Origin of the sequence: Micromonospora sp. NPDC000207 (assembly GCF_040300925.1) — a bacterium.
Classification (GTDB): domain Bacteria; phylum Actinomycetota; class Actinomycetes; order Mycobacteriales; family Micromonosporaceae; genus Micromonospora.
In genome coordinates, this window is record NZ_JBEPEQ010000082.1 from 1 (window position 1) to 13,013 (window position 13,013).

A 13,013-nucleotide genomic window follows, 5' to 3' on the forward strand; every position below is an offset into this window, starting at 1 on the left:
TCCCAGAATCTCTTTCTTGGTGTTTTGTAGATCAAGGTCGAACAAGCCCGGTCCGGGACCGCCGCGCCACCCACCTGGGCCAGGTGTGGCGGCAACCCCTCCGCCTCGACGTCGACCTGCCCGGCGGCGACGACCCGGGCGACGGCTGCCACAGTGACGCAGATCAGCACGACGGCACCGAGGGCCAGGGCGGTGCTCCACGGCCGGGGCAGTCCGGCGGCGGCGGCGTACAGACCGAGGATCCCGGCCATCGTGGCCCGGGACAACGCCGCCCGGGGGTCCACTGCGGCAACCGACGCCATCGCGTAGCAGGTGGCGACCATCGTCCCCACCACCACCGGGGACCACCAGGACAGCCCGAGGGCAGCCGGTACGCCGATGGTGGCGAGTACGGCGGCGGCACCGGACACGTCGTACTTCCAGGGGGGTGGCAGGAGCACCGCGGCGGCCACCCCGAGCAGCGCCAGGGCGGCCGGGGCCTGCCACGCGCCCCCGGCCGGCACCATCGGCCAGCCGGAGAGGTCCCCGGCCCAGATGGGGCCGGGGGTGGCCAGGACCGCCAGTCCGCTGCGTACCGTCGACCAGCCGGCGATCAGCCCGATCAGCACACCGCCGACGGCAACGCCGAGGACCGGGCCGCGCCGCCACTGCTGCGGCAGTGCCCGGGCGGTCACCGCGACCACCAGGACCAGGATCGCGGCGACCACCAGTTGACCGCCGGGGGTGACCACGGCGGCGACCCGGACCATCGTGGCGACCAGGGCGGTGGTCACCGCGGCCAGGGCGAGGTCCGCCGCGTCCAGGGAGACGTCGGAGGGGCGGCGGGCGTCGATCATCGGGGTGAGTACCACGAGGGCCGTGGCGACCAGCACCAGGCCGGCGAGCCACAGGTCCGCCGCTGTGGTGCCGGGGGCGACGAACGCGGCGGCGCAGACCACCAGCGCGCCGAGACCGGTCCCGGTGGCCAGGGGGGTGGGGACGTGCCGATGGGAGACCTGCACGAGCGCGGCGTGGCCGAGGGTGACGCAGACCGCCAGGAAGCTCGCGGCCAGCACCGGGACGGTCATCTCCCGCAGGCTCGCCGGGGTCGGGGTGGGGTCCACCGGCACCGTGGCGGTGACGAAGGCGGCCACCGACCCGGGCAGGGCGAACGCCGCGCCGCCCGCCGCCCACGCGGTGACGGTCTCCGCTCCGGCCGGTGCCATCCGGAACCGGGGCACCAACGCCGCCGCGATCCCCGCCAGGCAGAGCACCAACAGCACGATGCTGGTCACCGCCGGGCGGGCCAGGGCCGCCCCGGTCCCGACCGCGCCGAGCAGTGCCGCGGTGACCACGTGGACCAGCGCGGACCGTTCGGTTCGGGCGGAGAGCCCGGCCAGTCCGACGCCGACGGCGGCCAGCACCGTCGGCCACGGGGCCGCCGCCCACCCCAGGCCGAACGAGGCCGGTACGGCCAGGGCGGTCAGCGCCACGCCGACCACCGCGAACTCCCGGCGGATCTGCGCCGGCAGCGCCAGGACGGCGGCCACCGTGAGCAGGAGAGCGGCCAGCGGCAGCTGCCAGGCGGCGGCTCCGGTCGCGTCCGCCAGCACCCGGGGGTAGCGGTCCAGGTCGGCATCCCAGGCGGGCAGCGCGGCCCACACGGGGGCGAGACCCGCCCGTACCGCGTCGAAGGCCACCACCAGCCCGCAGACGGTGAGCGCGGTGGCGGCGGCGAGCTGGGGACCCCGGCGGGCCGCCTCCGGCACCGCCCGGACCGCGAGCCCGGTCACCGCGATGACCGCCGCGATGACCAGCACCGCCCGACCGGGCAGGGCGACGGCGGCGATCCGGCTCGACGCGACGATCACGGCGAGGGTCACCACCCCCGCCCCGACGTCGGGCAGCGGCGCCCGGCGGGCGGCGAGCGTCCCGGCCAGGCAGAGCGCTGCGGCAAGCAGCAACGCCGCGCCCGCCCCGACGGCGACCGGCACCGTCGCGGCGCGCAGCAGGCCGGTCACCGCGAGCGCCAGGGCGAGGACCACGGCGACCGCGTGCAACACCCAGGTCAGCCGGGCCAGACCGGGCACCGGCCGGGCCGGTCCGGTGGGTCGACCGGTGCGGGCGGGCCGGGGTACGCGGCCGGACTGGTGCCCGCCCAGCACCTCGGCACGCTCCTCGGGAGCCGTCTCGGGGCGGCCCTCGGTCCGGCGGTCCCGACCCGGTTCGGGCAGGTCCCGACGGACCGGGCGTTCCACAGTCAGCGCGGACCGGGCGAGCCACAGGTCGAGACCGGCCACTGCGGTGAGCACCAGGGCCCAGCCGACCGCGCCGTCGACCCACCCGTACGCCAGTGCGGGCAGGATCGGCTGGGCGGCCAGGACTGTGGCGAACCGGGGAGCACGCAGCCCGGTGAAGCGGGCGTACAGCAGCGCCGTGGCGGTGGTGCCGCCGAAGACCAGCGCGACGAAGAGGGCACCCGGGAACCCGCCCGACCCGATCCGGTCGACGCTCCACAGGGCGTACCCGGCCAGCGGCAGCAGGAGCAGCCCGACCACGGAGATCGTCTCGGCGGTGGAGGTGAGCCCACGACGGGCCAGCACCGGGGGCACGAGCAGCATGACCACGGTGGCCAGCAGCAGGATGCCGAGCCGCCCGAGGGCGTCCATGGAGGTGCCGGCCAGGATGGCGAAGACCACAGCGGCCACCCCGAGCAGCAGTGCCCCCAGCCCCAGCGGGATGTTCTGCACCTCGCGGGAGGAGGCCTCGGGCGGGTTCTCCGGGTCGTCGGCGTCCAGCCAGATGGCGTCCGTCCGTCCGGGCGGGTCCTGCGGCGGCGGGACGGTGCCCTGCCGGGGGACCCGAGGGTTCCTCCCGGTACCGGCCCGCCGGGGAGCGGTCGGATCCGGGCCGGCCTTCGGGGTCCGGGTCCGCCCCGCGTCGGCGGGTCCGGTGTCAGCCCTCCCGGGGGCGTCGGCCTCCGGTCGGCCCGCTCCGGCCTTGCCCGGTGGGGTCTTCGGGGTGCCGGTCCGCCCGGACGGTCCGGTGCCCTGCGCCGGCGGTGCGGCTGCCGCCTTCGACGACTGCGTGGTCCCGGCGGCGGTCGTCGGCCCCGACTGGCGGCGGGTACGCCGGCGGAGCACCCGGTGCGGTCGGGTCGACTTGTTGAGGCCGTCCTCACCGGCGTGCGCGAGGATGTCCCGCTGGAAGAGCGCGGCCTGCATCTTCTGGGCGATCTGCCGCTGCTCGGCGGCGATGGCGGCCTCGCGGGCCTTCATCTCCGCGATGGAGCGTTCGATCTCCGCCAGATGCTCGGCCCACTGTGGCTGGGTCGCCCCGCAGTGCGGGCAGTGGGCGGCCGGCTTGGTCTCCTGGCCGCACGAGGAGCACTGGAAATCTTTCACGACACCCCTCCCGGCCGACCCGCACAGTGGACTTCCACTGTCGCAGCATGCCCAAACCTGGCCCGGAATTCGACACCTGTCGCCGCGTCGCGGGCAGAAAAAAGGTCGGCCGCCGTCGTACGCGGCCGACCGGTGCCGGTCCGTCGGTCTCCGGCGGCCCGGTGGGGGCCGGGTCACCGGAGCGGGACGACCTCAGGGGCGGCCCAGCCCCCGGTACTCCCAGCCGGCCTGGGTCCACAGTGTGGCGTCCAGGCAGTTGCGGCCGTCCACCACCCGGCGACCGGCGACCAGCTCGCCCAGGACGAACGGATCGGCGTTACGGAAGTCCGCCCACTCGGTCAGGACGCACACCAGGTCGGCGTCGGCGACCGCCTCGTTCATGGTGGCCTCGTAGCTCAACTCCGGCACCGCCCGACGGGCGTTGCCGATGCCCTCGGGGTCGAAGACGTGCACGTCCGCACCGGCCTTGTGCAGCAGTGCCGCCACGGCCAGGGCGGGGGCGTCGCGTACGTCGTCGGTGTTGGGTTTGAAGGTGGCACCGAGGACCGCGATCCGGGTTCCGGACAGGTCCGGTCCGGCCGGACCCGCGCGGCGGCCGAGCAGGTCGGCGGCGAGGTGCAGCACCCGGGTACGACGGCGCAGGTTGATCAGGTCGACCTCGTGCAGGAACCGCAGCGCCTCCCCGGCCCCCAGTTCCTGCGCCCGGGCCTGGAAGGCGCGGATGTCCTTGGGCAGGCAGGCCCCGCCGAAGCCGAGACCGGCCTGGAGGAAGCGGTTGCCGATCCGGGGGTCGTACCCGATGGCCCGGGCGAGCTGGGTGACGTCCCCTCCGGCGGCCTCGCAGACCTCGGCCATCGCGTTGATGAAAGAGATCTTCGTGGCCAGGAAGGCGTTCGCGGCGACCTTGACCAGTTCCGCGGTGGCGAAGTCGGTGACCACCAGCGGGACCTCCCGGTCCTCGGTGGCGGCCAGGTCGAAGACCCCCTTGTGGGCGGCGTAGAGCATCCCGTTGGCCCACTCGCTCTTGACCCCGACCACGATCCGGTTGGGCCGCAGCACGTCGTCGACGGCGAAGCCCTCCTGGAGGAACTCGGGGCTCCAGGCCACCTCCACCTCGAGGTCGGTCGGGGTGTGCTTGCCGACAAGCTGCTCCACCCACTCGGCGGTGCCGACCGGCACCGTCGACTTCCCGACGATCAACGCCTTGCGGGTGAGGTGCTGGGCCAGGTTGGTCACGGACGCCTCGACGTACGACAGGTCGGCGCCCATCCCGTCGGCCCGCTGCGGGGTGCCGACGCAGATGAAGTGCACGTCACCGAAGTCGGCGATCTCGGAGATGTCGGTGCTGAACCGGAGCCGGCCGGCGGACAGGTTGCGCCGGAGCAGCTCGTCCAGGCCCGGTTCGTGGATCGGGACCTCACCGGCGTTCAACTTGGCGATCTTGTCGGCGTCGACGTCGAAGCCGAGCACCTCGTAGCCGAGTTCGGCGTAACAGATGGCGTACGTCGCACCGAGGTAGCCGGTGCCGAGGAAGGTCACCCGGGGCCGGGCGGCGCCGGAGGGCGGCGTCACCGCCGGGATCGCCGCCATCGGCTGGGTGTTCGGGTACGGGATCGTCACGCCTGTCTTCTCCGCTCACACTGGCGGCGCTCTGGTTGCGTCGCATCTGGCCGGGCACCATGGCGGGCACCTGGGTTGATTGTGAATGCGTGGTGTGGTGGCCGACTCGGTGACGCCGACGACAGCATCACGCCGAGCCTACGCGTCGGTAACGTTCGCCTGGAGCATGTCGCTATCCTTCATTCTTGCGCGGTCGGCGGTGACCCGACACGGCACCGAATGCGCATGATAGCGGTGAAGGGGAGGTGGCCGACATGGCCGCAGGGGAACCGTTCGACGTCTACTCGTTGCCCGAGGAGCACCAGGCGATTCGGGACGCAGTTCGGGAGGTCTGCACCGCGAAAGTCGCCCCGCACGCGGCCGAGGCCGATGAGACAGGTGAATTCCCCGCAGCGTCGTACGAGGCACTGCGGGCCGCCGACTTCCACGCCCCCCACGTCCCCGTCGAGTACGGCGGAGCGGGCGCGGACGCCCTGGCCACCGCGATCGTCATCGAGGAGGTGGCCCGCGCCTGCGCCTCGTCCTCGCTGATCCCGGCGGTGAACAAGCTCGGCACCATGCCGCTGTTGCTGGCCGGTTCCGAGGAGCTCAAGCGCCGGTACCTGACCCCGGTGGCCGGCGGGGAGGCGATGTTCTCCTACTGCCTGTCCGAGCCGGAGGCGGGCAGCGACGCGGTGTCGATGACCACCCGGGCGGTACGTGACGGAGACCACTGGGTCCTCAACGGGGTGAAGCGGTGGATCACCAACGCCGGTGTCTCCGAGTACTACACGGTCTTCGCCGTCACCGACCCGGATGCCCGGTCGCGGGGGATCTCCGCCTTCGTGGTGGAGAAGTCCGATCCCGGGGTCGGTTTCGGCGCCCCGGAGAAGAAGCTCGGCATCAAGGGTTCGCCGACCCGGGAGGTCTACCTGGACGACGTCCGGATCCCGGCCGACCGGATCATCGGTGCCGAGGGCACCGGCTTCGCCACCGCGATGAAGACCCTCGACCACACCCGGGTCACCATCGCCGCGCAGGCCGTCGGCATCGCGCAGGGCGCGCTCGACTACGCCCGGGGGTACGTCGCCGAGCGCAAGCAGTTCGGCAGGCCGGTGGCCGAGTTCCAGGGTGTGCAGTTCATGCTCGCCGACATGGGGATGAAGCTGGAGGCGGCCCGACAGTTGACGTACGCCGCGGCGGCCCGCTCCGAGCGGGGGGACGCCGACCTGACGTACTTCGGGGCGGCTGCCAAGTGCTTCGCCTCCGACGCCGCGATGGAGATCACCACCGATGCGGTCCAGCTCCTCGGCGGATACGGCTACACCCGGGACTACCCGGTCGAGCGGATGATGCGGGACGCCAAGATCACCCAGATCTACGAGGGCACCAACCAGGTCCAGCGCATCGTCATGGCCCGCCAGCTGCTCAGGGGCTGACCGACGGAGCGGGGGGCAGACCCCGGCCCTCCCATTCGCGGAGCACCCGGTCGAGCTGGTCCACCAGGACCCGCCCGTACCGGGTGAGTCCGTCGGTGGTGCCGAGCAGGTCGGCGACCTCCCGGCAGGCCACCCGGATCCGGGCTGACTCCGCTGCGGCCACCCGTCGGCCCGCCGCCGTCTCCTGGTGCCGCTGACGCCGCCAGAACTCCCCGACCGCCACGTGTGCGTACAGGCCCTGGAGCAGGGCCGACAGTGGGCGTACGCCGTCGCGCCACGGTGCCGGGTGCCAGCTCTGTCCGGTGCGGGCGACGAGGGGGAAGAGGTCGTCGAGGGCGGCCAGCTTGTTGTGCGCCACCTCGTGTACCAGGGTCGCCGCGACGGTTCGCGCGTCGCCGCGTCCGGCCAGGGCGATGCAGCCCACAGCGGTCGGGAGGGTGCCGCTGGTCAGGGCGGAGGCCGACGCTGTGGTGCCCGGCACCCCGTCGGCCGGTGCCGCCGCCCGTCCCGCCTCGTCGGGGCGAAGGGGTGCCACGACCGAGACCATCTCGGCCAGCTCCACTGCCCGCCACCGATGCCTGGTGGCCAGCAGCCGCCACCCGGGCGCGAGTCGGGATCGCCAGTCCGTCGCTCCGGCCGCGTCGAGCGGGACCACTGTGTCCGGGCTGACGAGCGACATCGGGTCGTCCAGATGGAACAGTGCCGCGTTTCCGGCCCGGAGCCGGAAGACCGGATGCCAGGTCGGGGCGGTGTCGGACGGTCGCCGGTCACCGCCGGCGACCTCGACGCCGTCCAGCGCCACCCGTCCCCGGGCACCGTCGACCCAGAGCTGCGGACGAGCCTGTCGGTCGCCCGCCGACCGTCGGAGGAGACCCACCCCAGGCAGGGCCGTCGCCACCCTCCCGTCGGGGGATGTCGGGAAGGTGACACGGGCCTGCGTTCCGGCTCGGAGCGCGGTCGCCGCCACCACCGCCCCGAGCATCGCCGGCCGTGCCTGCGGGTCACCGTCGCGCAGTTCCGCGAGGGTCCGCACCGCCCACACCCCGACCGACGGGTGGGTGAGCACCGACCGGGCCGCCTCCGGATGATGTCGACGCAGGTCAGCAAGGAGATGCCAGCCCCGCTCGGCCAGTGCGGCGTCCCGGTGTCCACTGTCGCGTCCGAGGGACACGACCTCCCGGACGGCCAACAGGTTGCGACTGAGCTGACCGGCGCGAAGGTGCCGGAGGGCGCGGTGTCCACCGCCGCCCCGGGCGATGGCCAGGAACGTTCCGGCTGGCATCTCGTGCCGATCGGTCCGCAAACGCGGCCTCCCCAGACCAGGTGGCACTCCACCGTGACGACGGTGAACATCGATGGCCGCTACGATATGTTACTGGCGAGACGCTGACTGTGCCGTTCGGAAATGGTGGCAGCCGATGGATCGAAGGTTGGGCCGGACGAGTTCGGAGGGGATGAGCAGCAACGACCGACCGTTGGTGTCTCACCTTCTCGACGTCGAGGAGCTCGACCCCGCCGAACTCGACGCCATCCCGCGACAGTCGCTCCGCCGGTCGCTACGGCGGCTGATCACCGAGACCGGGACGCCGACCGCCGAGTTCCTGTGGTGGTCCAACCAGAACAACGACTCGCCCGGGGGTACGGCGGGTCGACCGCAGGCGCACCGACGCCGGTCGGGAGAGCAAGGGGGAGGGACGACATGACGGAGGAGGCGGATCCGGCCGGGGAGGGTCCCCCGTCGACCACAGTGGTGCGTGGAAGGCCCGCGACGGGCCCGGTGGAGACCAGGGTGAGCGCCTTCCTGGCCGCGGCGACGCTCACCGGACGTACCAACATGGTCGGTAATCTGGCGTTGCTGCTGGCCCGGGCGGGTCGACGGGTCCTGGTGGTGGACGCCGGCCGAGGTGCAGTGCGGGTCCACGACCATCTCGGCTCCTTCTACGCCGAAGAGTCCGCGATCACCGACCACCTCCCCACCAGCCTGACCGGGCTGCTGTTCGCGCTGCCCGGCTTCGCCCCCGGCAGCACCAGCCTGCGCCGGTACGCCGTCGCCCCCGGCCGGTTGGACGTGGTGGCGGTACCCGACGTGGTGGAGTGGCCCTCGGTGACCCAGGTCGGGGCCGGTCCGGAAGAGGCCCTCCGGGTGGAGCTGCGCCGCCAACTCCGCTTCACCGAGTACGACGACGTCCTCCTCGACGCTCCGGAGTTCACCCCGACCGTGGCGCAGTGGCTCGCGGTGCTCTGCGACACGGTGGTGGTCTGCCTGCCGTACCGCCGACCCGAGCTGGCAGCCGTCGCGGCGGTCGCCCGTGAGGTGCACCGGGCCGCCCCGGCCGGGGTGCGGATCATCGCCGCCACCACCGGCCTCGACGGCCCACCCGACACCGTCACCGGCTACGCCGACCAGGTGCGGCAGCGGTTCCTCGGGGCGCTCGACGAGCCCACCCTCGACATCGACTTCGCGCAGGTGGAGATCCCCGGTCCACCCGGGTCGTCGCTCGCCGCCCTGCTGGAGGAGTCCCCGCACCGGGACCGGGTGCTCGACGCGTACGGGTCGCTGCTCGACCTGGTCACCGTCGGTGAGGTGAGTCGGGCACTGCCCGAGCCGGACGCGGCCCGGGACCGGTACCGGCGGGGGCTGGGCCGACAGACCGCCGAGGAGAGCGGGACCGTGTGCCTGGCGTACCGGGAGGCCCAACGTCCCTGGGCGGACTGGCTGCGCGGCGCCCTGGTCGCACTGGGGTTACGGGTCCGGGGGTGGAGTCGGGGCGGGACCGCCGTCGACGGTCCCTTCGTGGTGCTCGTGGTCGACCCCGAGCCCGCCACGCCGCCAGACTCCGGGGTGCTGGCACCACCCCCGGTGGAGACCGACGACGACTGGCTCGACGCCACGATCCAGCAGGTGCGGGACCGCCCCGACGCCGAGCTGATGGTGGTCCGCACCCTCCCGGTGACGGGGCTGCGACCGGACGCCGAGCGGGTCCTCGACCTCGCCGGGTGCACCGAGGAGCTGGCCCTCCGGCGGCTGCGGGGCGCACTGGGTCTGGCGACCCTCGACCCGGTGCCGGCCCACCGGGCCTGGCGGGTCGGCTACCCCGGCGGGACCGGCCGGGACGAACCGGTGCCCGGCCTTCCCGCGCCGCCGCGCGACTTCGTCGGCCGGGACCGGGAACTCGGCGGGCTCCGGGATCTGCTCCTGGCCGGGGTCGGCACCGAGCCGGTGGTGGTGCGGGGGCCCGCCGCAGCGGGCAAGACCAGCCTCGTCCGGACGTACGTGGACCGGTTCCGCGCCGACTACGCCCTGGTCGCCTGGTTGCCGGCAGGGAACCGGCACGACCTGTGGCGGGCGCTCACGGCGTTGGCCGAGCGGGTGGGCTTCGGCCCCCGGGGCAACTCGGTGCAGGAGCTACTCAAGGAGCTGGCCGGCTCCGGAGACCAGTGGCTGCTGGTGTACGACGGGGTCGTGGACCCGGCCGACCTCACCGGCCTGGTGCCGGGGGGCTCCGGCCACGTCGTGGTGACCCGGGGTGGGGACAGCCCACCCGGGTCCGACCCCGAGGTGGCAGTCGGCGAGCTGACCTCACCCGACGCGGTACGGCTGCTCACCCGCCAGGTCACCGGCCTGTCCACCACCGGGGCGGCGACTGTGGTGGAGGCGGTGGGCGGCTTCCCCCTCGACCTGTGGCTGTCCTGCGGGCTGCTGGACCAGGCCGGCATCCTGCTCGACAAGCGGGACCGGGTGACCGGCCAGCGGGCCGTGGACGCGGCGGTGCAGGCGTTCGTGGCGGCGGTGGCACCGTCGACCCGGGCCGAACCGGCCACCGGACGGATCGTCAGGGTGGCGTTGCGGCTGATGGGCGAGGAGCTCAGCGGCCGGATCGCCGTGGTGCTGGCGCAGATGTTCGCCTTCGCCGCGCCGGACGGCCTCTCCCTCACCCTGGCCCAGTCCCGCCGGGTACGCGCCCAGGTCGCTGCCGGTCTCGACGAGGAGGACGCGGCGCTGCTGCGCGCCGACGGGTGGGAGGTCGACAGGGCGCTGACAGTCGGTCTGCGCTACCGGATCTTCGACGTGACCTGGGGCAGCGACGGCCTGGTACGCATGCACCCGGCAGTGCAGGCGATCGTCCGGGACGAGATGGAACCGGCGCAGCGTACTGCCGCCCGGGACCGGTTCCTGCTCGGGCTGGCCGGTGCGGCACCCCGGACCACCGCCGCCGGTTCGGTGCTCCGGCACGAACTGCACCGACACCTGCTCAGCTCCGGTGCGCTGGCGGTCGACGACCCGGACGAGGTCCGCCGGTTCCTCGTCGAACAGCTCGAACACCTCATCGCCAGGGGTGAGGGGGAGGTGGCCGAGGCGCTGCGACTGTGGCGTCCGGTCCTGGACCGCTGGTTGACCCGGCACGACTGGGCCGACCAGATCACCCTCCGGCTCGCCACCCGGCTGGCCGACGTGACCCGGATGCTCGGCCGCAACGACGAGGCCCTGGCCCTGAGTCGGGTGGTGGTGGAGCGCGGGGCGGCGCTGCTGGGACCCGACCATCCCCGGGTCCTCGTCGCCCGCCGTGGCCTCGCCGGGGACCTGCGCGGGCTCGGCCGGTTCCGCCCCGCCCTGATCGAGGACCAGGCCACCTGGCGGGGGTTCCGGGACCAGTTCGGCAACTCCCACCCGGAGACGTTGATCGCCGCGTACAACCTCGCCAACTCGTACCATCTGGCCGGTCGGACCGACGAGGCGGTCCGGGTGGCGCGGCAGACCCTGAGCCGTCGGCTGCGGTTGTTCCCCGAGGACCATCCCGACACCCTCCGGCTCAGCGGTGACCTGGGGCGGTACCTCACCGACCTGGGGGAGACGACCGAGGCGTACCGGCTGTTGACCGACGTCTACCAGCGTCGGGTGTCCTGCCACGGTGAGGAGGACATGCTGCTGCTGCGGACCGTCCGGCACCTGGCCGTCACCGAGCGACGTCGTGGCTACCTCGACAAGGCGAAGGCCCTCAACAGCCGGGCCCATCTGGTGCTGCGCCGGTTGTTGGGCGAGGACAGCCCCAAGGCGCAGTCCTGCCGACTCAGTCTGGCTGTCGACTACCACCTGGCGGGGGAGACCGACAAGGCGGTCCGGCTGGCCGAGGACAGCCTGGCCCGGTACGAACGCGACCTCGTCGACGACCACCCCTTCGTCCACCTGTGTCGCAGCGTACGGGCCGTGCTGATCCGCCAGGTCGAGGCGACCGAGGCGGCGAAGGAGGGGCGGGTGGCTGCCGACGGGCTTGCCTCCCGGCTCGGCGAGTCCCATCCGTGGACCCTCGCGGCCCGGATCAACCAGGCCGGCAACCTCGGCGTGCTGGGACGCCTCGGGACGGCGGAGAAGCTGCTGGGCGAGGTGCTCGACGAGGGACGCAACCTCCTCGGCCCCGACCACCCCCACCTGCTGGCGGCCCGACGGCTGCGGGTGGTGATGCTGACCGATGGCGAGACCAGCGACGGTTTCCGGCTACGACCGACGCTGTTCGACTTCGTCGACCTGGAGGTGCCGGAGACATGAGCACGGATGCCCCCACCGGTGACGCGGGTACGCCGCAGTCCGCCGGTCGCCCCGTCGCCGTCGTGCTCGGCAGTCACCTGGACGGTCGGCGTCCGGGGGCCGTCGACGCCTGCGACGACCTGATGCGGGAGGTTCCCGCCGTCGTGCACCTCGCCCGGTACAGCACCGGGGTGTGCGACTTCGCGTTGGACTCCGCACCCCACACCGTCGACTCCACCACCCTGTCGGCCGAGGAACGGCAGCTCGTCGACCGGGACGTGGTGCACGTGATGACCTACCTGGACGCCCAGCTGCGCCCGGCCCGCAGCGGGAACCTCCTGCGGATCGTGCTGCACACCGTCCGGGGTGCCCTGTTCGTCCTCCAGGTCCGTCGAGAGCAGTACCTGGTGGCGATGGTCCACCCGGAGGGCGTACCGGCGGCCGGGGCGGAGCCGGGACCGTCGGGCGTCCAGGCCGCCGACGTCGCCCTGTCCCGGCTGGCCAACCGGCTGCGCAATGCCACCAGTCAGCCCGCACTCGACTACGGGGGATGGCTGCGCTTCGGTGTCCTCGCGGACGCCGTCGAGCACGGGGAGACGCGGACGACGAAAACCCCACGGGCCCGGATGTGGGCGGTCGACTCGTCCTACGCCGACCTCGCCACGATCTGCCGCGACCATCTCGACCCGCAGTCCCTGCACTACGCGGCGGTCTGCCGACCGGGCCAGGTCGAGGCCACCGCCGACCTGCTCGACGACGACCGGTTGGAACCCTTCGCGGACACCATCGGGCCGGGCCGGCGTCGGGCCTTCTACGGCCTGGTCGGCCAGCAGATCGACGTGCTGCTGCGGATGGTCGTCCGGGCCGCCCACCCGGCGCTCGGCTCCCGGGTACGCCGACTGGTCCTCGACGTCGAGGAGGGGGCGCTCTACTGCTATCCGGTGGGCCTCGACCGGTACCTGTTCGCCGTCACGCTCGCCCAGGAGGGGATCGCCTCGTCGGACGAACGGGTGGCGCTGCTGAGCAGGGAGTTGAGCGGCTGACCGACGGCCCGGCCCGGTCGACGGA

The 13,013-nt window shown here is 73.4% G+C and carries 6 protein-coding genes and 1 pseudogene; 4 read left to right on the plus strand and 3 right to left on the minus strand.

What is annotated here, in order from left to right; genetic code table 11:
* Positions 1-3,383 (minus strand): annotated as a pseudogene (locus ABT336_RS19520) (SCO7613 C-terminal domain-containing membrane protein); the annotation flags it as partial.
* Between the two features lie 192 nt (positions 3,384-3,575).
* On the minus strand, positions 3,576-5,003 hold the full coding sequence (locus ABT336_RS19525; RefSeq protein WP_350898042.1) for a UDP-glucose dehydrogenase family protein: 1,428 nt from the start codon (positions 5,001-5,003) through the stop codon (positions 3,576-3,578).
* Between the two features lie 254 nt (positions 5,004-5,257).
* Here ABT336_RS19525 and ABT336_RS19530 point away from each other — a divergent pair, with 254 nt between their 5' ends.
* On the plus strand, positions 5,258-6,421 hold the full coding sequence (locus tag ABT336_RS19530) for an acyl-CoA dehydrogenase family protein (protein ID WP_350898043.1): 1,164 nt from the start codon (positions 5,258-5,260) through the stop codon (positions 6,419-6,421).
* Here ABT336_RS19530 and ABT336_RS19535 read toward each other — a convergent pair.
* On the minus strand, positions 6,411-7,703 hold the full coding sequence (locus ABT336_RS19535; protein WP_350898044.1) for an aKG-HExxH-type peptide beta-hydroxylase: 1,293 nt from the start codon (positions 7,701-7,703) through the stop codon (positions 6,411-6,413). The genes ABT336_RS19530 and ABT336_RS19535 overlap by 11 nt on opposite strands.
* A gap of 172 nt (positions 7,704-7,875) precedes the next feature.
* On the opposite strand from ABT336_RS19535, the gene ABT336_RS19540 reads away from it, so the two are divergent.
* The 3 genes from ABT336_RS19540 to ABT336_RS19550 are packed head-to-tail and all read left to right on the plus strand — an operon-like array spanning position 7,876 to position 12,988.
* Positions 7,876-8,124 carry an FxSxx-COOH-like cyclophane-containing RiPP peptide gene (locus tag ABT336_RS19540; protein WP_350898045.1) on the plus strand — a complete coding sequence of 83 codons (249 nt, stop codon included), beginning with the start codon at positions 7,876-7,878 and terminating at the stop codon, positions 8,122-8,124.
* A complete protein-coding gene (gene fxsT / locus ABT336_RS19545) occupies positions 8,121-11,966 on the plus strand; it encodes an FxSxx-COOH system tetratricopeptide repeat protein (protein ID WP_350898046.1) in 3,846 nt (1,281 codons plus the stop codon). The genes ABT336_RS19540 and fxsT overlap by 4 nt, the downstream gene beginning before the upstream one ends.
* Complete coding sequence (locus ABT336_RS19550; protein ID WP_350898047.1) at positions 11,963-12,988, plus strand: hypothetical protein; 1,026 nt, start codon at positions 11,963-11,965, stop codon at positions 12,986-12,988. Before fxsT ends, ABT336_RS19550 begins: the two co-directional genes overlap by 4 nt.
* The last annotated feature ends 25 nt before the right edge of the window (positions 12,989-13,013 follow it).

Bases quoted from the DNA above. Each gene is read 5' to 3' on its own strand.
- ABT336_RS19530 (WP_350898043.1), top strand. From the start codon at position 5,258: ATGGCCGCAGGGGAACCGTTCGACGTCTACTCGTTGCCCGAGGAGCAC.
- ABT336_RS19535 (WP_350898044.1), bottom strand. From the start codon at position 7,703: ATGCCAGCCGGAACGTTCCTGGCCATCGCCCGGGGCGGCGGTGGACAC.
- ABT336_RS19540 (WP_350898045.1), top strand. From the start codon at position 7,876: ATGAGCAGCAACGACCGACCGTTGGTGTCTCACCTTCTCGACGTCGAG.
- fxsT (WP_350898046.1), top strand. From the start codon at position 8,121: ATGACGGAGGAGGCGGATCCGGCCGGGGAGGGTCCCCCGTCGACCACA.
- ABT336_RS19550 (WP_350898047.1), top strand. From the start codon at position 11,963: ATGAGCACGGATGCCCCCACCGGTGACGCGGGTACGCCGCAGTCCGCC.